Origin of the sequence: Hyalangium versicolor, assembly GCF_020103695.1 — a bacterium.
Classification (GTDB): Bacteria; Myxococcota; Myxococcia; order Myxococcales; family Myxococcaceae; genus Hyalangium; species Hyalangium versicolor.
On the sequence record NZ_JAHXBF010000038.1, the window covers coordinates 1 to 25,808 of the forward strand.

The following is a 25,808-nucleotide window of genomic DNA, read 5'->3' on the forward strand; positions in this document are numbered from 1 at the left end:
AAACTGCGCCTCCCCTGGCTGGACGATCGTCTCGTCCTCTACTCCCTCGAAGTTCCGCCCTCCCAGAGCGGGGAACCATCATCCGATCCCTCGGGGAGCACGGAGCGCGTTTGGTGCTAGTACCACAGCAGCACTTCGGCTTTCTCCCTCGTCTCTTACTCCATGCCTGCCCAAGCCGCTGTGGCTCCTTGCCCAGCGGACAGCCCGATGCCACTGGGTGTGCCCGACCGCCTCGCTCTTTTACGCGAAGCAGCGGCTCCTCTTCGCCAGCTTCGCCGACTACGGCGAAGCCACCACCGAGTGGCTCGCCATGCTTCAGGTCCGTGGGCAGGAACTGCACCTGGTGCGCGTGGGACTGAAGGCGCAGGCCGTCCCCGGACTCCTGTTCCGGGTCGGAAGCCGATGGCGGCTGTTACTCCGCCCCGCGGATTACTCGCTCCTCTGCTGAGCAGCTCCCACGACCCACAGGATTCAGGGCGTGTACAACTCCGCATCCGCGAGCTCGTAATTGCCATCGACGAGATATCCCCCCGCGGCGAGGACCTTGCCGTTGAGCAGCAGCGTCGCCGTGTGGCGTTGGTGAGATGAGGCCATGGAGCCGGTCGGGCTCCAGGTGCCCGTGGCAGGGTCGTACAGCTCCGCGCTCCCCTCAGGGTCCCCGAAGTCGGCGAACTTTCCCGCGACGAGGACCTTGCCGTTGGGCAGCAGCGTCGCCGTGTGGTCCGCGCGATTCGAGGCCATGGAGCCGGTAGGGCTCCAGGTGCCTGTGGTCGGATCATACAGCTCCGCGGTCAGGGAGGAGCCAATGCCCCCCGCGACGAGGACCTTGCCGTTGGGTAACAGCGTCGCCGTGTGGGAGGTGCGCCCTTGCGCCGTGGAGCCGGTAGGGCTCCAGGTGCCTGTGGCCGGGTCATACAGCTCCGCTGCCAAGGGGGAGCTACTGCCGCCCCCCACGACGAGGACTTTGCCGTTGGGCAGCAGCGTCGCCGTGTGACGGGAGTGCGCTGAGGCCATGGAAGAGGTAGGGCTCCAGGTGCCCGTGGCCGGGTCATACAGCTCCGCGGTCAGGGAGGAACTGCTGCCCCCCGCGACGAGGACCTTGCCGTTGGGCAACAGCGTCGCCGTGTGGGAGGTGCGCCTTTGCGCCGTGGAGCCGGTAGGGCTCCAGGTGTCTGTGGCCGGGTCATACAGCTCTGCTGCCAAGGAGGAGCTACTGTTGCCCCCTACGACGAGGACCTTGCCGTCGGGCAGCAGCGTTGCCGTGTGACCGGCGCGCTCCTCAGCCATGGAAGCGGTGAGGCTCCATGTGCCCGTGGCGGGGTCGTACACCTCCGCCGTCCTGTATGCGTATTCCCACGGCCACCGTTCATCTGGCACCAGCCCCCCACTGACGAGGACCCTGCCGTCGGGCAGCAGCGTCGCCGTATGCCGGTAGCGAGTGGTGCTCAGGGAGCCCGTTGGGCTCCAACTGCCCGAGGATGGGGGACAGGTCGGCAGCCCTGTCACTGCAAAGCTCTGGCTCGCCGTGAGGTGGAAGGCGTTCATCACGGTGACAGTGATGGAGGGGGGATCGCCGGCACTGACACAGGAGGGAGCTGTCCAGGTGACGCGGCTGTGGAATTCGTCCTGGCTCACGCTGCCCGGCGAGCCTGTATTGGCCCCCCAGGAGAAGGAGAGGGCAGAACCCTCTGGATCGCTGGCAACCACTTCGTAGGTGATCTCCTGGCCCGGGGTGGCCGTGTCCGAGGAGCGGTAGGTGCGGATGATGACGGGAGGGAGGTGGTTGGGAGGAGGCGTGTTGCTGATGCACAGGGCGACGGTGCCAGTGTTCAGCCCGCCGTGTCCGTCCGAGATCGAGACCTTCAGGCGGCAGTTGTTGCAGGAGCCCGCGGGCAGAAGGGAGGGGGTGAACTGAGCAGCGCTGGAGGAGGCGTTGCTCCAAGAGCCCGCGCAGGAGGCGCTCCAGAAATAGGAGAGGCTGTCGCCATCCGGGTCTGAAGCCGCGACGGAGACAGAGGTCGTCTGCCCGACGGCCAACTGCGTGGGAGCCGCCTTGAGAGAGGCCACTTGAGGTGAGCGATTGAAGGAGATGGACAGCTCCGCCTCTCCATCGCCGCCGCTGTGGGTGACGTTGACGGCCAGGGTCATGCTGGAGGACAGGCCCCGTGAGTCCGTCACGACGAGGGTGAGGGAGTGAATGCCGGTGGAAGCCGGCGCTGTCCACGAAGTGAAGTCTTCCGAGGGCGATGAGAAGGATCCCGCGGTGGCGCTCCACGCATAGGAGAGGGTATCGCCTGGGTTGGGATCATGGGCTGATGCCCACAGGGAGATGGAGCCGCCAGCGGGCACGGAGGTGGAGGAGGCCACCAGGGAGTCAATGAGAGGGGCCTCATTTTCGAAGGGAGGAGGAGGGGTGACTTGCTGAAGGGTGATGGCGACGAGGGTCGTCTGGTTTTCAGAGATGGTGACGCCGGATGCGGAGCCCTCGAACAGCAGAGTGCCCGAAGCGTCGAAGGCCTGAGCCAGGAAGGTGCGGTTGGAGCCCGCGGGGATGTTGCCGATGATTCCGCCCCAGAAGCCCTGGGTCGGTGCCAGGTCCACGGTCACGGAGGGAATATCCGCAGCGCTGGAGGTGACGGAGACGCGGGAGATCTCGGAGGAGAGGGCCTGGGGCACGGAGACGGCGAACCGAGCCGAGCCGGTGTCCGTGGAAGAGTCCGAGCAGCCCGCCAGCAGCGCCACGGTGAGCGCCAAGATGAACTGAGTGAATGCCTTTTTCACTGTCCCCCCTGCGTGAACTGAATGCGCGGCAGTGGAGCAGGAGGGAGGTTGTTCTGACCATGCCCCCGAAGGGCCTGCGTGCAGTCTCTTCCTGGGCGCTCTTTCGCACCGAAGGGCTTCTGCGCTGGAGCGATCAGCGCCGGGGCTGACGCGACGCGGAGCCGGCGAGCTGGATCCGGCACTCCTGCGCCCGGGCCTCTACCAGGTCGATGAACGCCCGGACCCTGGCCGTGCGTCTCAAGTCCCGGTGAGCCACGATCCACAGCTCGCGGTTCAACTCCGGCAATGGAGCCGGTCTGGCGCGAACCAGCGTCGGCTCCGCATCCCCGAAGTAGCAGGGCAGCAGGACCACGCCGATGCCCTCTCGCGCCGCGGCCATCTGGCTGAGCAGACTGTTGGACCTGAAGACCACGGCCTTTTCTGGCACATGGCGCTGCAGCCAGTCGGCTGTGTTGATGCCCGTGACGCTCTCCTCCCAGGCAATGAAGGGATGCCGTTCGTAATCGCCAGCGGCAAGAGGCCCGTGCCGCTTCAACAGGTCGGGGCGCGCGTAGAGCGCAGTCCCGATCTCGGCCAGCTTGCGGCCATAGAGATCCCCCTCACGAGGGCGCGAGACGCGAAGCGCCACGTCGGCCTCCCGGCGGGAAAGGTTCAGCACCCGGTGGTCGGCGACCATCTCGAGGGTGATACCCGGGTGCTCGCGGCGGAACTCGGCCACCCATTGCGTCAGAAGGCCATAGGCGAGGCTCTCGGGGCACGTCACCCGCAGCCGGCCGCTCAGGCGGAGATCCGCGCCCAGCAACTCGCGGCCCAATGAGGCGGTCTCGGTCTCCACCCGCTCGGCGGCCGCAGCGATCCGCTCGCCCGCGTCCGTGGGCATATAGGCTCCGCCAGGCAGTCGCTCGAAGAGACGGACGCCCAGCTTCTGCTCCAGGGCGCCAAGCCTGCGAAAGGCCGTCGAGTGCGCCACGCCCAGGGCACGCGCCGCCGCCGTCAGCGAACCCGCTCGGGAGATGGCCAGTGCCAGCTTGAGGTCATTCCAGTCTTCCATGAGCTTGCGCAGGTGCAAACGCAGCTTGCGACTTTACGCATCGCCTTGCGTTGTTGCCAGGCCTACCTTGCATCCCGTCGGGCCCCGCGGAGCGGCGCCGCCCTGAGCCCGACGGGGAGCGTGAGCCATGAACAACATTGAACTGCGGGTCGTGCGCGCCTTCACGGCCGGGGGGCAGGGCGGCAATCCTGCTGGCCTGGTGCTCGACGCCGACCATCTGTCCTCGCCGCAGAAGCAGGCGATCGCGACGGCAGCGGGCCTTTCGGAGACAGCCTTCGTCTCCGCCTCCGGCGTGGCCAGCCTCAAACTGGAGTTCTTCACGCCTCGCCGGCAGATCGCCCATTGCGGACACGCGACCATCGCCACTTTCGGCTACCTGAGCGCAACGGGGAGACTGGCCGATGGCATGCACTCGAAGGAGACCATCGATGGCGTTCGCCACGTGCGAGTCGCGGGGGGCCGGGCAGCCATGCAGCAGCGCTCGCCTCGCTACTCGGAGGTGGATGCGGCCGCCGTTCTGGACGCCCTGAGACTCGCCCCCACCGAGGTCCTCGGGGCTTTCGCGCCCACTCGCGTCGATACGGGCAACGGCTTCGTTCTGGTCGGGGTGCGCAGCTCCACGGTTCTCGCCGCGCTCGTTCCAGACCTCCAGCGCATCGAGGCGCTCAGCGAGGCCTACGCGCTCGTGGGGTTCTATGTGTTCTCCCTTGCGCCGGGTGACGGACTGGACGCCACCGCGCGGATGTTCGCTCCGCGCTTCGGTATCGATGAGGAGGCGGCCACCGGAATGGCGGCGGGTCCACTGGCCTGTCTGCTGTACGCGCGCGGTGGGCCTTCTTCCGTCCGCATCGAGCAGGGACGCCACATGCCACAGCCCTCGCCGAGCCTCCTCGAAGCCGAGCTGTGCCTGGCGCCTGGAGGCCTGGTCACGGACCTCTGGGTCGCCGGAGAGGCGAGGCTGGAGGCCACCCGCCGCATTCACCTGGGAGACCCACAATGAAGACGCTCGATGCTGAACAGCCCAGGGATGCCGTGGACCTATGGCACAACGGATGACTGATCGCGTTGGTGGCGAGGGGGCGCGGACAGGGAGCGACGGGAACGGCGCCGAGCTGCCCTCCTGCCTCACATTCTCTCCGGGTGGACCCTGATCCCTCGGAGAGGAGTGCCGAGTGTCCGCGAGAGGCTGGCTGGAGATTGCCGTAGAACGTGATGGAGAGGAGGTCCGCGCCAGGGCCACGGGCAGCCGGGGCGAGCACAGCGCTCCACACTCGCTGGGCCCGGAGCTCACCGCCCAGAAGCTCAACCTCTTCACCGAGCAGGTGCGCAAGGCCGCGGCTCGCCAGCTGCCGCTGGAGGACACCCTGCACCAGGCCCAGGTGCTCTACCGGGCGCTCTTCCGGGAGGACATTCGGGACCTCCTGGTGCGGCTGGGGGAAGCAGAGAAAGGCGGGCCGCTCCTCCTGCGGATGATGCTCGCTCGCGACAGCCTGCTCCAGGCCTTCCCCTGGGAGGCGCTCTGCGTGCCCGAGACGACCGTGGGCTTCCTGGGCAACTCGGCGGACCTCTTCCTGGCCAGGGGCGTCCCCTCCAGGGATCCCGTCCAGCCTCGCGAGGTCAGGGGCGCCGTCCGGGTGCTGGTCATCGCTCCCTCCGAGGACAGCAACCTCACGGGGCTGCGCTCCGCGCTCGAGGAGCGCATCCTCGCCGGAGAGATTGAATGGCTCGATCCCCTCGTGGGTCCCCGCGCCCGCTTCTCGCAGATCTCCGATCGGCTGAGGCGAGGGCCCATCCCCCACATCATCCACTTCATTGGTCACGGCAACGTGGATCCGAACGGGGTCCCCCTGCTTCGGATGGCGGACGAGGACGGAGAGGAGAAATGGATCGAGGTGGAGCTGCTGGCTCAGCAGCTCAAGGAGGGGTTTCGCAAGTGCCTGCGCCTGCTCGTGCTCGACGCGTGCGAGGGGGCCAGACCTGGGGCCCTGGCCAGCGCGGCGGAGTGGCTCGTGCGCAACGGGGCCGATGCCGTCGTCGCCCACCTGTGGCCCGTCAAGACCGACATCACCCAGGTCTGCTCGCGGGCGTTCTACGAGACCCTCACCCGCGCGGCCTCGCAGCTCGGCGATGTGGGCTTCAGCCTCAATGAGGCGAGGCGGAAGGTGCTCGACAGCTTCCACAAGAGCGCCGAAGCCTTCTCGCCGGTGCTGTACCTGCGCGGCAGCGACTCCGTCCTGTTCGACTTCAGGTTCCAGCGGCTCACCCCGCCGCTCCCCAGCGGCTCCATTCCGCGGGCCGACACGCCAGCCCCTGCCCTGCACAAGCTCTTGCGCCAGCCCTTCACTCTGGTCCTGGGAGACAGTTGGAAGGACGAGCGCAACGTGCTGGACGGGTTTCGCGAGCGGCTGCGCCAGGCCCTCATCCAGCAGGTGGGCTCCGTTCCCTCCGGACTCTCCCTGAGCACCCTGGCCCAACGCTATGCGTTGCACTTCGAGGAGCAGAACCTGGACATCGAGTTCCAGCAGGTATTCGGGCACGCCTCCGTACCGCCGCTGATGGGCGTGTTGGCACGGAAGCTCGAGCCAGGCGTCCACGTCACGCTCATGCGGCTGCCCGTGCTGGAGCTGGCCCTCGCCGAGCAGCGGCCGGAGCTCACGCTCCATGTCATCCAACCGCCCGGGCCCGGCGGCAGCCAGGTCACGGTGCTGCGGCGCGAGGGAGGAGGCACCCAATGGGACAGAGTCTTTCAGCTCCCGGAGGTGCTCGATCCCCAGCGGGACGTCGTCGTGCTTCGGCTCTACTGCGGCTACCTGCCACCGAACCTGTTCATGCGGCCCCTGCTCACGGAGGACGACTACCTGTTGGGCGTCAACGGGCTGAACTCCCTCCTCAAGCCTGATCTCGCGGCCTCGCTGATGGGGGTGCTGAACATGCGCCCCGCCCTCATCCTGGGCATGTCGATGCTGACGTGGCACCACCGGATGCTGCTCTACCGGCTGTACGGCGCGCGCCCCCTTCCGAACGGAAGCCTGGTGGTCCTGGAGCCCGGTGAGGAAGAGCGGGCGCTGTGGGAGCGGGGGCGGATCCCCTCCGCGCGGGCGGGCGTGCAGGTCCTGGAGCTGAGCGCCGCGGACCTGATAGCGCCCTTCAGCACGGCAGCGCAGGAGGAGACACGGCCATGATCGCTGATGCGGGCTCCAACCCGTTTCCGGGCCCCCAGCCCTACCGTGCCGCGGACCGCGACCGCTTCTTCGGCCGCGAGCACCTCTCTCGGAAGCTGATGAACCGGATCCTCGCCGATCCTTGCGTCACGCTCTTCGGCCCCTCGGGCTCGGGCAAGTCCTCGCTGATGCAGGCCTCGGTCATTCCCCTGCTGATGGAGCGGCACGGCTTCCGCGCCGTCCGGGTGGATGGCTGGCTCGCCGGCGAAGCTCCCCTCGAGCGGCTGGTTCGGGCCATGTTCGTACAGCTCGAGCTGGGTCCGCCCCCCGAGGAGCTGAACCCGCGCGAGCTGCTCGAGGAGGCGCTCCGTCTGGCGGAGCGGCGCTCCGAGCGGCCTCTGTTGATCTACCTGGATCAGCTCGAACAGCCGCTCCTGCCAGGCCGCCCTTCGGAGCAGCTGCTCGAGCTGCTCGATGCACTGGAGGTGCTCGCGCTCGCGCCCGTGCGGGGGCTGCAACTGGTCCTGGCCTTGCGTGAGGACTATCTGGGGCGCTTCCGGGACCAGGCGCGCGGCAACCGGGCGCTGCTGGATCCGGGGTTCCGGCTGGGGCCTCTCACGGTGAAGGAGATGGCCGAGGCGGCGTGCAGGACGGCGGTCACGGGAGTGCCTGTCCGGACGTGGCGCTTCGAGGAGCTCCGGGCGCTGATGCTCCAGGTGCGGACGGCCGGGCAGTCCGCCACGGACGAGGCCACGGTGCAGGCGGCCTTCGCGCAGATCGTCTGCCGCGCCCTCTGGGAGGAACAGAAGGCCGAGGAGCGCCTGAGCGGGCCGGTGGAGGCGGAGCCCATCCTGCACCGGTACCTGGACGCGACGTTGGAGTCGCTGGGGCCCCTGCGGGCGGCCGGGCTGATGCTGCTGGAGGAGCATCTGGTCGCCAGGGATGGGAGCCGGACGTTGCTCACGCAGCGGCAGGCGGAGGACGTGCTCCCCACGGGAGCCTCGGACGCGGTGCTGGATCGCCTGGAAAGAGCGGCGGTGCTGCACGCGGAGGAGCACCAGGGAGGCCGCTACTTCGAGCTGGGGCATGACTGGCTGGCGAAGAAGGTGATCGAGCTCAAGCGCGAGCGGCACGAGGAGGAGGAGCGGGCTCGCAAGCACGCGGAAGAGGCCGTGAGGCATCTGCGGGAGGCGGCAGCCCGGCGCAAGCTGGCCATCTTCGCGGTGGCGGCGGGCTCCGCGGCCCTGCTGTTGTTGGGCCTGTTCCTCTGGGCGCAGGCGAAGGAGGAGATGGCCTTCAACCTGTCCCTCATGGCGGGGGCCCGGGAGCAGATGCAGCGGGGACAGCCCGCCGTGGCGGCGAAGCTGCTCGCCGAAGTCAAACACCCGCGGCAGGTGGGGCAATGGGAGGCGCTCGCCCTGGAGTCCCTGGATTCGAACTTCCTGGAGGCGACGCTCCAGAGCCTCACCGGCGAGGCGTTCAACGCGGCGTCCTTCAGTCCGGACGGCCAGCGCATCGTCACGGCCTCGGATGATGGAACCGCCCGGCTGTGGTGGACGGACAACCGAAGCGAGCCCACGGTGCTGAAAGGGCACAACGGCCCCGTCCAGTCCGCCGCTTTCAGCCCGGATGGCCAGCTCGTCGTCACGGCCTCCCAGGACGGAACCGCGCGCGTGTGGAGCATCGACGGCGGAGCGCCGCTGCGTATCATCCGGCACATGGGCCCCGTTCGCTCCGCCGGGTTCAGCCCGGATGGCCAGCGCATCGTCACGGTGGCTCGGGACGGCATCGCGCGGGTGTGGCAGTGGCGGACCGGTGACGCCAGCAAACCGCTGAAGGAGCTGAGCCGAAAGGACGGCAAGCCCATCAACTTCGCCGCGTTCAGTCCGGACACGCACGTCCAGCGCATCGTCACGACCTCCTGGGACAGGATCGCGCAGGTGTGGCAGGCCGATGGCTCGGAGCCCTTCTCCGTGCGGCAGACGCTCGAGGGGCACCAGGGCTCCATCCAGTCCGCTGCCTTCAGCCCGGATGGCCAGCTCATCGTCACGGCCTCCCAGGACGGAACCGCTCGCGTGTGGCGGGCAAAGGGGGCGGAGCCGGACTTCACGTTGGACAAGGCACTGGTGGGACACTCGGGGCCTGTCCAGTCCGCCGCCTTCAGCCCGGATGGCCAGCTCATCGTCACGGCCTCCCAGGACGGAACCGCTCGCGTGTGGCGGATCCGAGGCTCGGGCCCCGCCGTCATGCTCAAGGTGCTCAAGGGGCACATGGGTCCGGTCACCGCCGCGGCCTTCGACAGGGCCCCGGACCGATCCACCGGCTCCACCCTGGAGGCTCCGCGCGTCGTCACGGCCTCGCAAGACGGGACCGCGCGGGTGTGGCACGCCGACCTCTCGAGTCAGCCGGTCGTCTCCATGGTCATGGACCACAAGGAGTCGGTGACAGACGCTGACTCCAGCCCGGACGGCCGGCTCATCGTCACCGCCTCTCAGGATGGCATGGCGCGGGTATGGCCGGCCGATGGCTCGCAGCCGCCCATCCCGCTGAGGGGGCACACGGCTTCCCTCTCCTCCGTGGCGTTCAGTCCGAACCCGACCGCCCCGCGCATCGTCACGACATCCTGGGACAAGACCGCGCGAGTGTGGGAGCTGGGGTCCAACGGCTGGGAGGCCCTCGCTCCCCTCAAGCACCCGGTCTCGGTCCAGTCCGCCGCCTTCAGCCCGGATGGCGAGCGCGTCGTCACGGCCGCTCAGGACGGCACGGCGCGGGTATGGGAGGTCGGTGGCTCGATGCCGCTCTTCGAGTTGAAGGGGCACACGGCTTCCCTGACCTTCGTGGCGTTCAGCCCGGATGGCCGGTTCATCGTCACGGCCTCTCGAGACAGGACCGCGCGGGTGTGGAACGCGGATGGCTCGGGGTTGGTGCGCACGTTGGGAGAACACATGGGCCCCGTCACCTCCGCCGCCTTCAGCCCGGATGGCCAGCTCATCGTCACGGCGTCGCAGGACGGGAACGCGCGGGTGTGGAAGGTGGAGGGCTCCGGCACGCCGAGGGACACGCCGCTCCATGTCCTCCGCCACGACGGTCCCGTCCAGTCCGCCACGTTCAGCCCGGATGGGCAGCTCATCGTCACGGCGTCCTGGGATGGGACCGCGCGGGTGTGGCGGGCGGATGGCTCAGGACTCCCTCGCGTGCTGAAGGGGCATGAGGGCCCGGTTCGCTCCGCCACGTTCAGCGGGGACACCCAGCACATCGTCACGGCGTCCTGGGACCGGACCGCGAAGATCTGGCTCCTGCCGAAGCTGGCGACCCCCACCCCCGAGAAGCTCCTTCAGCAGCTCCGGGATCGGAACACCGACTGCCTCTCCGCCTCCCTGCGACAGACCTACCTCAAGGAGGACAAGAACGAGGCGCGCAGAGGCTATGAGCAGTGCGAGCGCGGCCACCACCGCGTTCCGTCTCAAGCCGTGGCACTCCGGAGCGAGAGCCTCGCCGCGGGATCTCCCAGCAGGATGTAGCCGCGGAGATCATTGCGGAGCATCCAGCGGTAGCCGTGGCGCTCTGGATCGACCGGGTCCGGCCGCCCCTCGGTGAGCGCATCCTGCCGGAGCTGGTAGTCGGCCATCAGGCCGTCGTTCACGTCCCGGTAGAAGCGCATCAGCGCATCGAGCGCCACGCCCGCGCGGCTCCCGTTCACCAGCACCTCCAGCGCCGACACGATCCGCGAGGCGCGGCTCGAGGCGCCGCTGGTGATGTCAGCGAAGCCGAAGATCCAGGCCAGATCGCTGTGGCCGATCACCGCCAACGGTCCCTGAGGGTTGGCCAACGCGGCCTGGGGGAGCGCGGACAGGAAGGGCTTCTCGCCGGGCCTGGGCAGACTCCGCAGCACGTCATCGAGCAGCGTGTCATGGCCCGGCTGCTGGCCGAGCGCCGCCAGCCAGGGATGGAACAGGCTCCTGGGAGGAGTGGCCGCGCCGAAGCACGCCAGGCAGAACCACATGCCTCCTGGGAGGAACGGCGTGCCGCGGAGCAGGTTGGCGGAGAGAACCTGTCCCGCCCCGAGGTGGAGCGCGCCCTGGAGCGCTCGCTGCGCCTCGACCGAAGCCCACCCCTGGGTTGGCTGCCCGAGGCCATGGCTCACCGAGAGCATCACGCCCGAATGGGCTTCGCCCGCGGCGCGCAGGAGCGCCTCCAGCCCCGCCTTCTCCTGCGAGAGGACGTGGAGGCCCATGCCCGGCAGTCTCGGTCGCCACCGCGACTCCGCCACCTTCTGGCAGGGCTCCACCAGCAGTGCCTGGCCGGCAGCCGTCTCGGCCGAGCCATCGGGCGCGGTATAGAGCAGGACGTCGGGCGCTTCCTTGACTGCAGCCCCCGTCTCGAAGGCCACCACCTTCTCCGCATAGGTGCCATGGCCCCCGAACTCCGGCACGCCCGAGGGCTGTGCGAAGTGGAGCCGCCCGACGAAGGCGCTCTGGGCCAGCACGTGCTGGAGCTCGATGGAGACCTGGTGCAGATCGCCCAGGAGCAAGAGGTACCTCGGCCGCTCCTCCGCGGGGACCTCCTCGGCGCGGTAGACGCCATCCCTCCAGCGCACGGCCGCCGTCACATCCATGTCCGCGGGGACGCGGTAGCGGGAGGCGGGCGCTCCCTGCTCCTTCTCCCGGTATTCAATCAGAGGGGCCAGGGCCCGGAGCAGGGCATCGCCCTCGGGCCCCTCGGGAGCAACCACCCCCCACCGCTGCGCCGGCAGGTCATTCGGGTTGGCATCTGGCCTTTCGAGCGACGGCACCTCGGCCCGCCGGGGGAGGCGCTCGGGCCTCGGTGCGCCCCAAGCTGCTTCCGGCGCGAGCCCTCGGCCCAGGAGCGGTTGAAGCGTGTCGGCTCCCACCAGGAGGAGGCGGAGCGAGGCTCCATGGCAGGCCCCTGACTGCTTCTCCAACGTGTGCTCGCTACCCATGGGATGGTTCCCCTGGAGGAAACCCCCGGGCCTGAGCCCTTCTTCGGAGTGTCACATCTGGTCGCCCAGGCGCTCCATCTCTCCAGGGGAGGAAGGCATGGGCGAAGCAGCGAAAGCAGCGCAGCGCTCTCAGCGACGGCCGCTCAGGTTGGCCATGGTGTGCCCTGCGTGCCACAAGACGCACTCCGTGGGGCTGCTCATGACCGTCGAGCCGCAGCCCCTGTTCTTTGGAGGGAGTTCGGGCCGGACAGGTGAAGCGCTCCGGACCCTGAGCGTTGCATGTCCCCTCTCTGGCGAGCGCGCCGAGGTGACGTTTCAGCTCCCTGTGTCCAACGGAGAGCGGCTCCTGGAAGTCCAGGTGGAGAGCATCTCAGCGGAACCGGGGCCGGGGCAGGACGAGGCTCGGCCAGCCCCCACCCCTGGTAGCCTCGCGGCAGAGACCTCTCCCCCGGCGGAGGACTGGATGCGTGACGCGCTCCTGGAGGCGCGCAAGGGCTCGGCGGCGCGGCTGAGGACGTTCGCGACGACGATGCTCTCGACGAGCACGGGCGCCGTCGCTGTCCACTTCACGGTGCTCAGATATCTCGGGCTGGAGCACATCGGGGAAAGCTGGCGGGTCCTCACGCTGCTCCCAGCCATGGCGTTCCTGCTCGCGGCGTTCTTGTTCGTCCTGACGCTCCGGCCCGTGCTCGCCTGGGTAGGGACGGACGCGCAGTTCTCCGAGCTGTACAGGACCCGTCTGCTGGCGATCGGACGCATCGCCACCGCGGGCGTCCTCCTGTTCCTGGGAGGAATCGCGACGGCCATTGCCGCGTACGCCGCACTGCTGTGGTGACCCACGCATCGGGATCACTGGAAGTGATGGTTCACCGTCACTCAGGAGCACGAGGGGGCCAACTGAACCACCGGGCTCGAGTCACCTCGAGCCCGGCAGCCTCACTTCAACACTTCGCTTCAGCGCACGTCGGGCTTGTTCGGGTCCGTCTCGGCTCCATCGACCCGGCCATTGTGGTTGGCATCCTCTTCACCGTCCGGGATCCCGTCGTCGTCGGTGTCCGCCGTGAGGGGATCCGTGCTGCTCTTCGGATCGGCGTCGGGGACGAACCGCCCGTGAGACTTGCTGCTCGCCTCGAGAGCCGAGGAAGCCGCCATCTCGATTCCGTCGGAGAGACCATCATTGTCGCTGTCCGGATCCAGGCAGTTCGGCAGGTTGTCGCCATCCGCGTCCTCGGTGGGCCGCGGCTCGCTGCCATCGGTCACGCCGTCTCCGTCCGTGTCGGCGTCACGAGGATCGGTCCCCATCTCGAACTCATCGACATTGAGGAGCTTGTCGCCATCCGCGTCGAGCATGGCATCGCCCGGCTTGTTCGGATCGAACCCGTGCTCGAGCTCCCACTCGTCGGACATCCCATCACCGTCCGAGTCGGTGGCGATCGCCACGGAAGCGCGGGCGCTCTTGCCTCCCAGGGTGACCTGGATGGTGTCGGCGAACTTCCCGCTCCTCTTGCCCGCGGTGAACACGCCCGCGCTGTCGATGGTGCCGCCGCCGTTCACGACCTCCCACGTGGGCTTGCGCCCGGTGAGCTCCCTGCCGGACGGGCCGAACGCCTTCGCGCTGAAGGCGACCATCCCGCCTGGGACGAGGGTCGGGTCCTTCCGAGAGATCACCACGCGCAGGAGTTCGACGGAGACCAGCTCGACCGAAGCCGACCCGAAGATGTCGCCGCTGGTGGCGAGGATGGTGCTGGCGTAGGTGCCGGGCGTCGGCCCCGCGGTGAACATCCCATCGGAGGTGATGGTGCCGCCCCCATTGACGACGCTCCAGGTGACGGAGACAGGCACGGTGTTGCCCGCCACATCTCTCCCCGTGGCGAAGAACGGCTGCATGCTGTTGACGCCCAGGGTCGCCGTGGAGGGAGACACCTGGATGCTCGCCAGTGCTCCCGGCTGCACCGTCACCGAGCCGAAGCCGGAGATGCCATTGCTGGTGGCCGTGGCACGGATTGTGTTGGCGTAGGTGCCGGGCGTCGTTCCCGCGGTGAACAGACCGCTGGAGCTGATGCTGCCGCCGCCATTGATCACGCTCCAGGTGACAGTGACGGGCACGGTGTTGCCAGAGACATCCTTGCCCGTGGCGGTGAATTGCTGGGTGCCATTGATGATCAGATTGGGGACGCTTGGCGTCACGACGATGCTGGCCAGGGTGGCCCCGGTCACGGTGACGCTGGCGGAGCCGTACACCGTGCCGCTCGTGGCTCGGACTGTATTGGTATAGGTGCCCAGAGTGGAGCCTGCCGTGAACAAGCCGCTGGTGCTGATGGTGCCGCCGCCCGCGGTGACAGCCCAGGAGATCGGCGCCGAGGACAAGGCGTTTCCACAGGCGTCCCGAGCGGTGGCCGTGAACTGCTGCGTGCGATTGATGGGCACATTGATGCTCGCCGGTGACACGGAGACGGTCGTGAGCGAGCCAGGGTTGATCGTCACTTGAGCAGAGGCGGACTTGCCCGCGGCCGTCGCCGTCACCGCGCCCGAGTACGTGCCAGGAGTGCAGCCGGCCGTGAACAGGCCATTGGAGTTGATCGAGCCGGCCGCGCTGCTGGCGGACCAGGTGAAGACGATGCCCGAGAGCGGGTTGTTGTTGGCGTCAAGCGCCGTGGCGGTGAACTGCTGGGTGCCCTGAGCCACCAGGGTGGGGATCGAGGGAGTCAAGATGATGCTCGCAACCGGCACCACGGCGTAGGAGAACGCCCCGATGTCCCTCCCGTCGGATGCGGCGTTCCGGCACGGCGAGGTCTCCTGGAGCGTGAAGGTGCTCGGGCCGACAAACAGGGGGTTGGCGGAGATGCTACCAGTGCCCGGTGAGACGTTGGAGTGGTTGCCGCTGGAGTTCCCCCAGACATTGTTGTGGTGGATAGAGCGAGAGGGGTAGGAGCTGGAGGAGAAGGTGAGGCCCCAACCGGAGTTGGAGGAGATGATGTTGTCGTAGATGCTGACCTGGCCGGTGGAGAAGTAGGAGACGGCGATGGCGGAGTATTTGTTGGCGGTGATGGTGTTGTGGATGAGGTTGGCTGCGGCGTCCAGTTGGATGGCGTAGTAGCCGGAGGAGCTGCCACTGTTTTTCACCAGGCTGTAGTTGAGGTTGGAAGTACCGCCCGAGCTGTAGAGGGCCTGATTGCTGTCCTGAAGGGTGCCGTTGGTGAACGAAGTGGTGCCCCCGGTGACGTTGAGGGCTGTGGTGAGTGCGCCCTTGATGGTGGTGTTGTTGAGGGTGGAAGAGCCAGCGCTGACCACGCCATACAAGCCCGCGTTGAGGGTGGTGTAGTCCACGATGGCGGTGCCCGAGGCGAGCACGCGCACGCCGTAGGCCCCAGTGGCTGTGAGGGTGACGGGAGCGCTGCTTGAGCCCTGCACCGCCAGGGTGCCCGAGACGATGAGCTCCGTCTTGCTCGTGTCAGCCCCCGAGCCGGCACCGTCCGAGGTGGCGAATGTGAGGGAGGCACCGGGTGCCAAAGTGAGGGTGACGCCCGGAGCAACGGTCAGGTCACCGGAGAGGGTATTGGCTCCCGTGAGGGTCTTGTCGGCCAGGAGCACGCCCTGCAGCACGGAGGAAGGAGTGCCTGTATAGGCGAAGGCGCCCATGTCCGAGCCATCTGAGGCGGCCTGACGCGCGGGAGAGTATTCAGTGAGGCGGTAGTTGGAAGTGCTGACGAACAGAGGGTTGGCGGAGATGCTGCCAGTGCCTGGGGAGACGTTGGAGTGGTTGCCGCTGGAGTTCCCCCAGACATTGTTGTGGTGGATGGAGCGAGAGGGGTAGGAGCTGGAGGAGAAGGTGAGGCCCCAACCGGAGTTGGAGGAGATGATGTTGTCGTAGATGCTGACCTGGCCGGTGGAGAAGTAGGAGACGGCGATGGCGGAGTATTTGTTGGCGGTGATGGTGTTGTGGATGAGGTTGGCTGCGGCGTCCAGTTGGATGGCGTAGTAGCCGGAGGAGCTGCCGCTGTTTTTCACCAGGCTGTAGCTGAGGTTGGAAGTACCGCCCGAGCTGAAGAGAGCCTGATTGCTGTCCTGAAGGGTGCCGTTGGTGAACGAAGTGGTGCCGCCGGTGACGTTGAGGGCAGTGGTGAGTGCACCCTTGATGGTGGTGTTGTTGAGGGTGGAGGAGCCAGCGCTGACCAGGCCATACAAGCCTGCGTTGAGGGTGGTGTAGTCCACGATGGCCGTACCCGAGCTGAGTACGCGCACGCCGTAGGCCCCGGTGGCGGTGAGGGTGACGGGAGCGCTGCTTGAGCCCTGCACCGCCAGGGTGCCCGAGACGATGAGCTCCGTCTTGCTCGTGTCAGCCCCCGAGCCGGCACCGTCCGAGGTGGCGAAGGTGAGGGAGGCACCGGGTGCCAGAGTGAGGGTGACGCCCGGAGCAACGGTCAGGTCACCGGAGAGGGTATTGGCTCCCGTGAGAGTCTTGTCGGCCAGGAGCAGGCCCTGCAGAACCGAGGAAGAGTTACCCGTATAGGCGAAGGCGCCCATGTCCGAGCCATCCGAGGCGGCCTGACGCGCGGGAGAGTATTCGGTGATGCGGAAGTTGGAAGTGCTGACGAACAGAGGGTTGGCGGAGATGCTGCCAGTGCCTGGGGAGACGTTGGAGTGGTTGCCGCTGGAGTTCCCCCAGACATTGTTGTGGTGGATGGAACGAGAGGGGTAGGAGCTGGAGGAGAAGGTGAGGCCCCAACCGGAGTTGGAGGAGATGATGTTGTCGTAGATGCTGACCTGGCCGGTGGAGAAGTAGGAGACGGCGATGGCGGAGTATTTGTTGGCGGTGATGGTGTTGTGGATGAGGTTGGCTGCGGCGTCCAGTTGGATGGCGTAGTAGCCGGAGGAGCTGCCACTGTTTTTCACCAGGCTGTAGTTGAGGTTGGAAGTACCGCCCGAGCTGAAGAGAGCCTGATTGCTGTCCTGAAGGGTGCCGTTGGTGAACGAAGTGGTGCCCCCGGTGACGTTGAGGGCAGTGGTGAGAGCGCCCTTGATGGTGGTGTTGTTGAGGGTGGAAGAGCCAGCGCTGACCACGCCATACAAGCCCGCGTTGAGGGTGGTGTAGTCCACGATGGCCGTGCCTGAGCTGAGCACGCGCACGCCGTAGGCCCCGGTGGCTGTGAGGGTGACGGGAGCGCTGCTCGAGCCTTGCACCGCCAGGGTGCCCGAGACGATGAGCTCGGTCCGGCTCGTGTCAGCCCCCGAGCCCATTCCATCTGTCTTTGCGAAGGTGATTTCGACGCCTGGCTCGATCGTCAAGCTGACGCCTTGAGGGACTGTCACGTCCCCCGTGAGCACCCACGGGTTGCCCGCTGGCGTCCAGGTGCTGTTGCTGGGAAGGGTACCCATTACATTGGTTGCCATGGCGGCTGCTGGCATGAGCAGTGCCGCAACAATGGCTAGGATTCTTGAGTTCAACACACTCTCTCCTTGATCACAGGTGTCACCGAGCGATCGGTGAAAGGCAGGACTAACGAGACTGCCCTGCCTTCCTGTGACTCTAGGTGAGGGGGGTGACAAACCCGGGGTGAAGCGCTTCCCCGGCCAGTTCCAGTGGGTATCGTGCGGGGCCCATGTACCCGACACGCCGTCTTCTGGCCCGTGGACCCTGGTTGTTCGATCTCAGGCCCCAGCGGCTCATCGTCTTCCACGGAGCCGGGGGCGTGCGCCGGGAGGGACGAGGAGACGCGCCGAACTACCCGTCGGCGCCCGTGGTGCTCGCCGCGCTCGACGAGGCAAAGGACGTCTGGGTGGGAGGCGGGGATCGGCGTGTCTTCTCCGTGGGGGCCGGCGCGAGCGCTCCCGTCCAGGCCTTTCCGAGGGAGTGCTTCGATCTCACCACCGACGGGGACAGGCTCATCGGGGCGGGGGTGGACGACGCCCTCAAGCTGACCACCCTCTTCGCGACCGATGCGTCCGGGCAGCGGTGGGAGCCCATGACCTTGCCCAAACCCGTGCGCGCCACGCACGGGTACGGGTATAGCGAGGGGCGCCCCCTCCCTCAGTCCCCCGATGGAGCGTTCCTCGACACGAGCCCCTTTGGCATCACCGTCCTGGAGAAGGGCCGGGGCCGCGTCTACGTGCTCCGCCCGGGGGCGGCTCAGCCGGAGGGAGCGCTCCAGGTGGAGCCGGGCCATGAGCAGGACACCTGGCGGGCCCAGGCCACTCCCCACGGCGTGCTCCTCCTGCTCGTCTCCAACCACCGGGAGACGATGCTCGCCCACTTCTCACTCGACGGCACCTTGCTCGGCGCCATTGATGGGAGCCAAGAGGATGAGGATGAACCGCTCTGGGGCGGCACCGGGGTGTGCGTCCTCGACGCGGCCCGGGCGCTCCTCTTCTTGCAGGACAAGACCCTCCTGGTGTCCCTGCCCGGGCTCCAGGTGCTCGAGACGCTCGTAGGGGATTGGAGCTCCTACGTGTCCGTGACGCCCGCGGGGACTGACCGGTGGTGGGTGGGCGCCGAGGACAGTGACGCGCTCTTCCTGCTCACCGCCAGGCCCGGACACCCCTTGCGCCTCTACGCCGAGAAGCGTCCGGTGAGCCCGGGCGCGCCACTCATGCACATGGGCTACAAGACGCCCGCAATCCACTGGACCGAGCACACCTTGGCGCCGCTGACCGTGTCCGCGCCCGTGGCCGAGACGTGGCGGGCGGTGGTGCGCAATGAGGGGACGGCGTGTGATGCCGTGCGGGTGCGGGTGTCCGGGCCGCTCGTTGGCGCTCGCGTGGTGGACGTGAGCGTGCGGTATCGCGGCCAGCCGCTCCCGATGGTGAGTGAAAACCGCGTGAACGTCGTGGGGGATACCGCCGGACTGGAGGGAGGGGCCACCGCGGAGCTGGAGGTCACCTTCAAGCCTCGGAGCGAGGGCTCGGGACCGCTGAACATCACCGTCGAGCCGCGCTCCTGGCGGTACCTGGGCGATGGGGAGCCCCGCTTCCTCGCGGTGGAGGGCCATCCGGCATCCGCCCAGTTCCTGCTCACGGTGGATTAGCGCGAGTCGGGTCATCGCTCGCGATGACTTCCACTGAGAGGATGAACGCCTCCAGGTCGGCCTGGAACGCGTGGCAGTCCGGGTAGCGCTAGTCCCGATCCTTGGCGAGCGCCCGGACGAGGATGCCGCGCTCGCGCATGAGTGCCTCGCTGGTGGCGTCCCGACCGCGGAACGCGCGGTAGCCCTCGAACGGGTCCACCGTGTTGCCCACCGAGAACACGTGCTGCCGCAGTCGCGCTGCCAGCTTGGGATCGTTCAGCCGCTGGGCCTGCCTGAAGACCTCGAACGCGTCGGCGGCCAGTATGTCCGCCCAGAGGTACGTGTAGTAGCCGGCGGCGTACGCCTCGCTCGTGAAGACATGGCCGAAGTGCGGCATCCGAAACCGCATGCCGACCTCCGCCGGGGCCCCGAGCTGCTGGAGCGTGTCGCGCTCGAACGCGTCCGGGTCCACGGGCTGTTCCTTCGTGAGGTGCAGCTTCATCTCCACCAGCGCGGAGGTGAGGAAGTCCACCAGGTAGAAGCCCTGGTTGAACGTCGCGGCCTTCTGGATCTTCGCCAGCAGGGCCGGCGGCATCGGCCTGCCCGTCTTGTGGTGCACCGCGAAGCGCCCCAGCACCTCGGGCGTCGTCACCCAGCGCTCCAACAGTTTGCCTGAAAACTCCCCGTAGTCGCGCACCACGCGGCCGCCACTCAGAGAGGGATAGGACACCTGGGAGTTCAGGATGTGCAACGCGTGGCCGAACTCGTGGAAGAGCGTCTGCGCGTCGCGCCAGCCGATCAGGGCGACCTCGCCGGGCCCGGGCTTCACGAAGGGCAGGCTGTTCGACACGATGGCCGTCACCTCTCCTCGGAACCGCTCCTGGACGCGGTACGGGTCCGTCTGGCCTCCGTTGTACTTGCCCTGCCGCGCATAAGGGTCGAAGTACAGCAGCCCCACGTGACGCCCGCTCGCACGCTCCTTCACCTCGAAGACTCTCACGTCCGGGTGGTAGACCGGAACTCCGGCCGCGGGGGCGAACGTGTAGCCGAACAGCTCGCCCGCCACCCAGAACATGCCCTCTCTCAGCTTCTCCAGCTGCAGGTACGGCTTCACCTCCGTGTCGTCGAAGTCGTACTTCGCCTTGCGTACCTTCTCCGCCAGGTAGCGGTAGTCCCACGGGGCGATCTCCCCCGTCACTCCAGAGCGCTGCGCCAGCTCCTTCATCGCGGCGATGTCCGCGCGCACTTGGGCCACGGAGGGGGCCCATGTGTCCATCAGCAGCTTCAGGGCACGCTCGGGCGTGCCTACCATCGTCGCCTCGAGCTGCCGGTGCGCGTACGTGGGGTAGCCCTGCAGCCGTGCCTGCTCCGCTCGCAGGGCGAGGATCTCACTGACAATGGCGTTGTTGTCGTGCGCGTCCCCGTGGTCGCCCCGGCTGTCGTAGTTGCGCCACACCTTCTCCCGCAGCGCCCGGTTGTCCAGGTACGTCAGGAAGTCCGCCACCGCTGAGCGCGTATTGGACACCACCCACTTGCCCTTCAGCCCGCGTGCCTCGGCTTCCGTCGCCCCGGCCTTGCGCAGCGCCTCCGGCAGTCCCGCCAGGTCTGCCTCGTTGTCGATGATCACCGCGCTCGCCTCGTCGGCGAGCACATTCTGCCGGAACGATGTGTACAGAGCGGCCAGTCGCTGGTTGAGCTCGGCGACGCGCTTGCGCCCCGCGGCATCGAGCTTCGCGCCGGAGCGGGCGAAGTCCCGGTAGTAGTACTGGACGAGGCGGCGCTGCTCGGGCGTGAGCCGCGCCATCTCCGGAGAGTCATGAACGGCCTGGACGCGCTGGAAGAGGGCCAGATCCTGTGACTGCTCGTCCCAGAAAGCTGAGAGCCGGGGCTCCATGGTGCGCTGGACCTGCTGGAAGTCGGGCGTGTTCATCACGTTGGACCAGGCGTTGTAGACCTCGTAGACGCGGTTGAACGTCCGGCCTGCGTCCTCCAGCGCGGCGATGGTGTTCTCGAAGGTGGGGGCCCCCTTCGTGCGGACGATGGCGGCGATCTCGCGCCGGCTCTCCTCCATCGCGACCGCGAACGCCGGCTCGAACTGCTCCACCTTCACCCGGTCGAAGGGTGGCGCGCCGCCATGGGGACCCGTCCAAGGTTCCAGCAGCGGGTTGGCAGGGGTGGGCTGGGCAGCGGACGCCAGGCCCGCCACGAAGAAGATGCACACTGCGATTCTGTTCCCAATCATGGAAACAGAATATGAGTTCGGGTTGTCGCTCCTCCATCGAAGAGAATTCGCCCCGGAGACCTCGATGCCACAGCTCGACCGAATCGATCGCGCGATTCTGAGTGCCCTTCAGAACAATGCTCGGCTGTCCAACAAGGAATTGGCCGCGCAGGTGGGGCTTGCCCCCTCGTCGTGCCTCATGCGGGTACGGAAGCTGGAGTCGGACGGCGTCATCAAGGCGTATCAGGCGGACCTCGACTCCGACGCGCTGGGGCTCGGGCTGCAAGCGCTCATCGCCGTCCAGCTCCGCCTCCACGTGGGTGAGGCCTTCGGCAACATCGGAGAGCACCTGCGCTCTCTGCCGGAGACGCGGGCCGTCTACTGCCTCGGCGGCACTACGGACTTCCTCGTCCACGTGGTCTGCCGGGATACCGATCACCTGCGGCGTCTGACCATCCTATCCTTCACCAGCCGGCCGGAGGTGAGCCGCATCGAGACGTCACTGGTGTTCTCATACACGCGCCTGGGGCTGCCAGTGGACCACGCGCACGGCGTTGGCATTCCGCCCAAGGGAGGATTCATCGGCGACTTGCCCCACGAAGCCCCCCTGGCTCCTGAGTCTCCCCGGAAGCGCGACAGGCGAACTCGGCCGGCTTCCCGGCGCCCGACCTCCCGGTGAGCAGCAGCTTCGCCCTTCGTCGAGCATCGCGAAGGCCCTCCTCGGTCAGCCCGCAGCGGGCTCGCGCAAGCGAGGCTCGGGTGCCCACTGGTGGGCAGTGGAGCAGTGGCAAACGGGCTCGGGTGCCCACTGGTGGGCAGTGGGGCAGTGGCAAACGAGCGTAGGTGTTTTCTGACCCGTCCAGAGTATGGACTGTCCAGTCCGAGTTCTCGGACGGTGCCCCCTCCCGCCGCAGCCTGTTGCGGGGGGCGCCACGCATGTAAGGGGTTGATTTCCCGAGGAGCCAGCCGTTGGCGCGCCGCGTGCTTTGTCGGGTTCCGGCCAGTCGGTTCCACCGCTGGCTCAGGCCGTATTCCTGCGGCCTGCAAGGGGGAAAGACCTCAGATGTTCAGCTTGAAGAAGTTCAGAGATGTCAATGTGAAGACCACCCTCACGGAGGAGCTGACGCTCGAGCAGTTCCACTCCGAGTTGGTGCGGTTGATGAGGGAGGAGAACGCCAACCACTACGGCATGGGGCAGCTCTACAACCGCGCGGTCGAGAAGAAGCTGGCGGAGGCAGCGGGCTACAAGAACGTCCTGGACTACTTGAGCAAGAAGCTGCCGGACCTGTCGAACACGTCACTGCGTCGGTACGCGGCGGTGGCGGCGAGCTTCGACGAGAAGACGGCGGTGCGCTTCGGGGTCACCTGCCTGGAGTTGTTGCTGACGTACAAGGAGGTGGCGGACCTGAAGATCGACCATGCGGAGCCGGGTGGCACCGTCATCGAGGTGCCGGGGGAGAACGGGGCGGTGACGCCCAAGGCCTTCTCGGCGTGCAGCGTGGATGAGATGCGCAGGGCCATCCAGCGCAAGCGCAAGCCGGCCTCGAGCAAGCCGCTGCCGGAGGAGGATCTGGCGCTGGCCAACCAGTACCAGGAGGCGCTGAGTGGCCAGTTCCCGAAGGGAGTGGTGGTCAAGACGCTGGTGCGCAATGAGAAGGGCTCGGCGGTGCTTGACATCACGAGCATCCCGGTGCGCCAGGTGCCCACGCTGCTCAATGCACTGGCGGCGGTGGTTCCTCCCGAGGGCGAGGCGAAGTAGGTGGAGCCTGCGCAGCTCCACGGCATGAGGAGTGACGCAGTCCTGGCACCGCGCTCCTGAGAGAAGGGGCGCGGTGCCGCGGTTTCAGGCAGGGTCCTGTGCCTTCACAGGTTGCCAGGTGGAGGCGGAGGGAATCGAACCCGCGCCGCCGCGCCGGGTGGTGCGAAACCTCTAGCAGAATCGCGCCCTTACGTCGCAACCGCCCGGAATGCTTGGGAGTCGTTGTCCCGCCGCGTCCAGTGTCGTCCCGTCCTGTCCCATCTCGTTCCGCAGGTTCCTGCGACATATATATGTGCAACATGCATGACGGACGTGGTGAGCGCTGGGGCTTCGCGATGATCGACCAAGCTGGACACGCCGACGCTCCGCTCGTGGTGAGCATCCAGGTAGGCAAGAGAGCCACGCCTGTGGGGCCACGCTGCGCAAGCGCAGTCCCACAGCACTGACGAGGGCCTTAAAGGCGCTGGGGGCGCCCTTGTGGCTTCGGCTCTGCCCGAGCTTGGGGAGCCTCACTGTCGTCGAAAGTTTTAGAGCGCCTAACAAAAGTAAGAGATGGGACGGTCCGCCCGAGAGGGCCCGAGGGGGCCAAGGGGTGAATCCCCCTCAAACCTTACTTTTGTTAGGCGCTCTTAGTAGTATCGCTGATCAAGGGGTAGCTACCAGAAACATAGAGGGCGACATGAACAGGGTTAGCGAAACGCTTGGGGACGCACTTACAGCGATCATCGAGGAGGGGTTGACGAAGGAGACCTCACCAGAGTTTATGAGGCGACCTGGCTTCCAAATGCACGCTCGTCGCATCGATCCATCGGCAATCGCGGATGAACTGGTCCGTGAGGCGGTCGCATTGGGTTTTCCGCTCAACAAGCCAGGGATAGACAGACTCGCATTGAGCGGCGGCAACACTGCAGAGGTCGTAGCTCTGCTCACGCTCCACGCTCCATTTGTTTTTAAGCTCGATCAGCAGAATGCGAAACTCGCAGCTGAAGGAGAGATGATGCGCAAAATCCGGAACGGCTCTCTCCCAGAGCGCTTCAGGAATGCGTGGCCAGTCGTTTATGCTGTTCGAAACAGGCCACCCTATGCCTATCTGATGGAGTACTTTCCGAGCGCGGACGGTTGGCAGTCGCTCGAGGATCGGTTCTATCCGAAGCCTGGCGCGCTCCCGATCCCCGATGCGCAGGCGGTCCGTCTGGTCAATACGGTCCTGGACATTTTGTTTATGGGCTATGACGCCAGCTGGGACGAGCGAACGTTGCCAAGCCTCAATGCAGACTATGTGAGTCGGATTCAGACCAGGCTCGTCGCGGCGGCGAACCTTGATCCGCGCTTCCGCTCGCAACCACTGTCGATCAACGGAACGCCATTCGAACCGTGGAAGGCATATCTCGATCTGCTAACTGAGAGCGCCTCATTCCTTGGTACGATCACTCCTCCATTCAGCACAGTCGTGCATGGTGATCCCAATCCCGGAAATCTCTTGCTGCGCACTGATTCATCGACGGTCGAGGTGAAGCTGATCGACCCCAAGGAATGGCAGACCGGCGATTACCTCTTCGATATCGCGAAGCTCACGCATTTCGTGGAGGCGACGGGGCCGATTGAAAAGCCCCACCCGGATATGCCCCTGTCGGTCTCTTATACTGACAACGATGGGTCAGCCGAACTAGCTTTCCGCTTCGGCTTGCCCACCTGGACAAGGCCGGTGGTCGACGCCTGCCTCAGTCGAGCGGAAATCTTTGCCGCGAAGCGAGGCGACAAGCACTGGGCTGCTCGATATGAGCTGGGAATGGCAGCCAATCTCCTTGGCCTTCCTGAAGGACGGTTGAAGAAGGGGCGACCCGAAGCCGCGCTCGCGCTCTATGGCGAAGGCATACACTGGCTTGCAAAGTTCTGCGCCCGCTTGCGCGGCAGCTTGTCTGTCGCCAAGCACAGAGCACCAATTGCCCCTCGCTCGGAACTTGAACCGGAGCCGCTCGCTCATGCCCGCGTGTTGGTCCGAGCGCATGCACCGCAGGTGCGCGCAGGCGAAGATCGGCGCGGTTTCCAGACGCTGCACTGGGAGCCAACGCGGTCGAACCGCGAGGGCAAGCCAGCGGAACTGTCCCTGGAGCACGAAGCACGCCTCATGCCTACCTCAAGCGACGGGCTCGCTGCTCTCCACCGACGTCTTTCCAACAGTGAGGGAAAGCCACTGGGCGCGTTGATCGTCAAGCGCTATGCCCGCAGCACCGGCTTCCAAAGTATCGACCGCTATTGGGATCTTAAGGATGCACACTCGAAGAAGCGGCTGATCCCGCGGATGCTCTCATTGCGTGAGCGCGTCAAGACGAGCGAGTTCATGACTTGGACTACTTCGGATGAGGTCTGCGCGCTCAATCTCGAGCTTCCGCTAGTCGCGCTGGAGAAGACGGGTGTCATCGTCCGGCTGGAGTTCAACTGGATCGATAAACTGGCGCTGACCCTCGACGAATTCCGTGCATCAAGCTCAGAGGGACCTACCGCCAATCCGATTGGCCTCGCGGCGAGAATCGTTCCAATCGGGAAGAGCGCATTTGAGCCCGTTATCGAGCACACGACCTTCCGCGAGAAATATGGTCTGCATGTCACTGGTAAAGCTGGCGAAATCGGGCCAGAACTGTTCCAGCTGAATATCGATCATGTAGTCGCTCAGTCGCTCAGAAACCATAGGATCGCGAGCTATACTGACATTGACATCGCTCCCAGTAGGGCTGTCGACGCCGAGCTGCTCGAGTCGCTCATCGAATTCAGTCAGACACTCGCCAGTAGCTTCGAACTGGTACCGATCGGCGCAACGAAGGTGTGGCGCGATGCATTAGTGACAGGCGAACTCGATTCGTAAAGGAGCTTTTG

The 25,808-nt window shown here is 66.7% G+C and carries 14 protein-coding genes; 9 read left to right on the plus strand and 5 right to left on the minus strand.

Annotated features, from left to right (window positions below):
* Positions 1-217 precede the first annotated feature (217 nt).
* A complete protein-coding gene (locus KY501_RS46980; protein WP_224371629.1) occupies positions 218-448 on the plus strand; it encodes a hypothetical protein in 231 nt (76 codons plus the stop codon).
* Positions 449-471: 23 nt separating this feature from the next.
* On the opposite strand, the gene KY501_RS46985 is transcribed toward KY501_RS46980, so the two are convergent.
* Positions 472-2,781 carry an Ig-like domain-containing protein gene (locus tag KY501_RS46985; protein WP_224371631.1) on the minus strand — a complete coding sequence of 770 codons (2,310 nt, stop codon included), beginning with the start codon at positions 2,779-2,781 and terminating at the stop codon, positions 472-474.
* A gap of 133 nt (positions 2,782-2,914) precedes the next feature.
* Entirely contained in the window at positions 2,915-3,832 is a 918-nt protein-coding gene (locus KY501_RS46990) for a LysR family transcriptional regulator (RefSeq protein ID WP_224371633.1), read from the minus strand.
* 127 nt (positions 3,833-3,959) lie between these two features.
* Between KY501_RS46990 and KY501_RS46995 the strand changes: the two genes are divergently transcribed.
* From KY501_RS46995 to KY501_RS47005, 3 genes are all read left to right on the plus strand, one after another.
* Positions 3,960-4,832 carry a PhzF family phenazine biosynthesis protein gene (locus KY501_RS46995; RefSeq protein WP_224371635.1) on the plus strand — a complete coding sequence of 291 codons (873 nt, stop codon included), beginning with the start codon at positions 3,960-3,962 and terminating at the stop codon, positions 4,830-4,832.
* A 172-nt stretch (positions 4,833-5,004) separates the two neighbouring features.
* Positions 5,005-7,014, plus strand: a complete 2,010-nt coding sequence (locus KY501_RS47000; protein ID WP_224371637.1) for a CHAT domain-containing protein — start codon at positions 5,005-5,007, stop codon at positions 7,012-7,014.
* Positions 7,011-10,514, plus strand: coding sequence for an nSTAND1 domain-containing NTPase (locus tag KY501_RS47005; RefSeq protein WP_224371639.1), 3,504 nt, complete (start codon positions 7,011-7,013; stop codon positions 10,512-10,514). The genes KY501_RS47000 and KY501_RS47005 overlap by 4 nt, the downstream gene beginning before the upstream one ends.
* Here KY501_RS47005 and KY501_RS47010 read toward each other — a convergent pair.
* Entirely contained in the window at positions 10,457-11,953 is a 1,497-nt protein-coding gene (locus tag KY501_RS47010; protein ID WP_224371641.1) for a hypothetical protein, read from the minus strand. The two genes, KY501_RS47005 and KY501_RS47010, sit on opposite strands and share 58 nt — an antisense overlap.
* A gap of 97 nt (positions 11,954-12,050) precedes the next feature.
* Here KY501_RS47010 and KY501_RS47015 point away from each other — a divergent pair, with 97 nt between their 5' ends.
* Positions 12,051-12,788, plus strand: coding sequence for a hypothetical protein (locus tag KY501_RS47015; protein ID WP_224371643.1), 738 nt, complete (start codon positions 12,051-12,053; stop codon positions 12,786-12,788).
* Between the two features lie 119 nt (positions 12,789-12,907).
* On the opposite strand, the gene KY501_RS47020 is transcribed toward KY501_RS47015, so the two are convergent.
* Positions 12,908-17,344 carry a beta strand repeat-containing protein gene (locus KY501_RS47020; protein ID WP_224371645.1) on the minus strand — a complete coding sequence of 1,479 codons (4,437 nt, stop codon included), beginning with the start codon at positions 17,342-17,344 and terminating at the stop codon, positions 12,908-12,910.
* A gap of 248 nt (positions 17,345-17,592) precedes the next feature.
* Here KY501_RS47020 and KY501_RS47025 point away from each other — a divergent pair, with 248 nt between their 5' ends.
* Positions 17,593-18,975, plus strand: a complete 1,383-nt coding sequence (locus KY501_RS47025; RefSeq protein WP_224371647.1) for a hypothetical protein — start codon at positions 17,593-17,595, stop codon at positions 18,973-18,975.
* Positions 18,976-19,063: 88 nt separating this feature from the next.
* Here the strand turns inward: KY501_RS47025 and KY501_RS47030 are convergent, their stop codons facing one another.
* The gene (locus KY501_RS47030) at positions 19,064-21,196 is read right to left on the minus strand and encodes a M3 family metallopeptidase (protein WP_224371649.1); all 2,133 of its coding nucleotides are present in this window, start codon (positions 21,194-21,196) and stop codon (positions 19,064-19,066) included.
* A gap of 64 nt (positions 21,197-21,260) precedes the next feature.
* Between KY501_RS47030 and KY501_RS47035 the strand changes: the two genes are divergently transcribed.
* The 3 genes from KY501_RS47035 to KY501_RS47045 all read left to right on the plus strand — a co-directional run bounded on the left by KY501_RS47035 (position 21,261) and on the right by KY501_RS47045 (position 25,797).
* Positions 21,261-21,854, plus strand: a complete 594-nt coding sequence (locus tag KY501_RS47035; protein ID WP_224371650.1) for an Lrp/AsnC family transcriptional regulator — start codon at positions 21,261-21,263, stop codon at positions 21,852-21,854.
* Between the two features lie 393 nt (positions 21,855-22,247).
* Positions 22,248-22,934: a hypothetical protein gene (locus KY501_RS47040; protein WP_224371652.1), complete on the plus strand. Its 687-nt coding sequence runs from the start codon at positions 22,248-22,250 to the stop codon at positions 22,932-22,934.
* Positions 22,935-23,613: 679 nt separating this feature from the next.
* Positions 23,614-25,797 carry a phosphotransferase gene (locus KY501_RS47045; protein WP_224371654.1) on the plus strand — a complete coding sequence of 728 codons (2,184 nt, stop codon included), beginning with the start codon at positions 23,614-23,616 and terminating at the stop codon, positions 25,795-25,797.
* The last annotated feature ends 11 nt before the right edge of the window (positions 25,798-25,808 follow it).

Bases quoted from the DNA above. Each gene is read 5' to 3' on its own strand.
- KY501_RS46990 (WP_224371633.1), bottom strand. From the start codon at position 3,832: ATGGAAGACTGGAATGACCTCAAGCTGGCACTGGCCATCTCCCGAGCG.
- KY501_RS46995 (WP_224371635.1), top strand. From the start codon at position 3,960: ATGAACAACATTGAACTGCGGGTCGTGCGCGCCTTCACGGCCGGGGGG.
- KY501_RS47005 (WP_224371639.1), top strand. From the start codon at position 7,011: ATGATCGCTGATGCGGGCTCCAACCCGTTTCCGGGCCCCCAGCCCTAC.
- KY501_RS47010 (WP_224371641.1), bottom strand. From the start codon at position 11,953: ATGGGTAGCGAGCACACGTTGGAGAAGCAGTCAGGGGCCTGCCATGGA.
- KY501_RS47015 (WP_224371643.1), top strand. From the start codon at position 12,051: ATGGGCGAAGCAGCGAAAGCAGCGCAGCGCTCTCAGCGACGGCCGCTC.
- KY501_RS47020 (WP_224371645.1), bottom strand. From the start codon at position 17,344: ATGGCAACCAATGTAATGGGTACCCTTCCCAGCAACAGCACCTGGACG.
- KY501_RS47030 (WP_224371649.1), bottom strand. From the start codon at position 21,196: ATGATTGGGAACAGAATCGCAGTGTGCATCTTCTTCGTGGCGGGCCTG.
- KY501_RS47035 (WP_224371650.1), top strand. From the start codon at position 21,261: ATGCCACAGCTCGACCGAATCGATCGCGCGATTCTGAGTGCCCTTCAG.
- KY501_RS47045 (WP_224371654.1), top strand. From the start codon at position 23,614: ATGAACAGGGTTAGCGAAACGCTTGGGGACGCACTTACAGCGATCATC.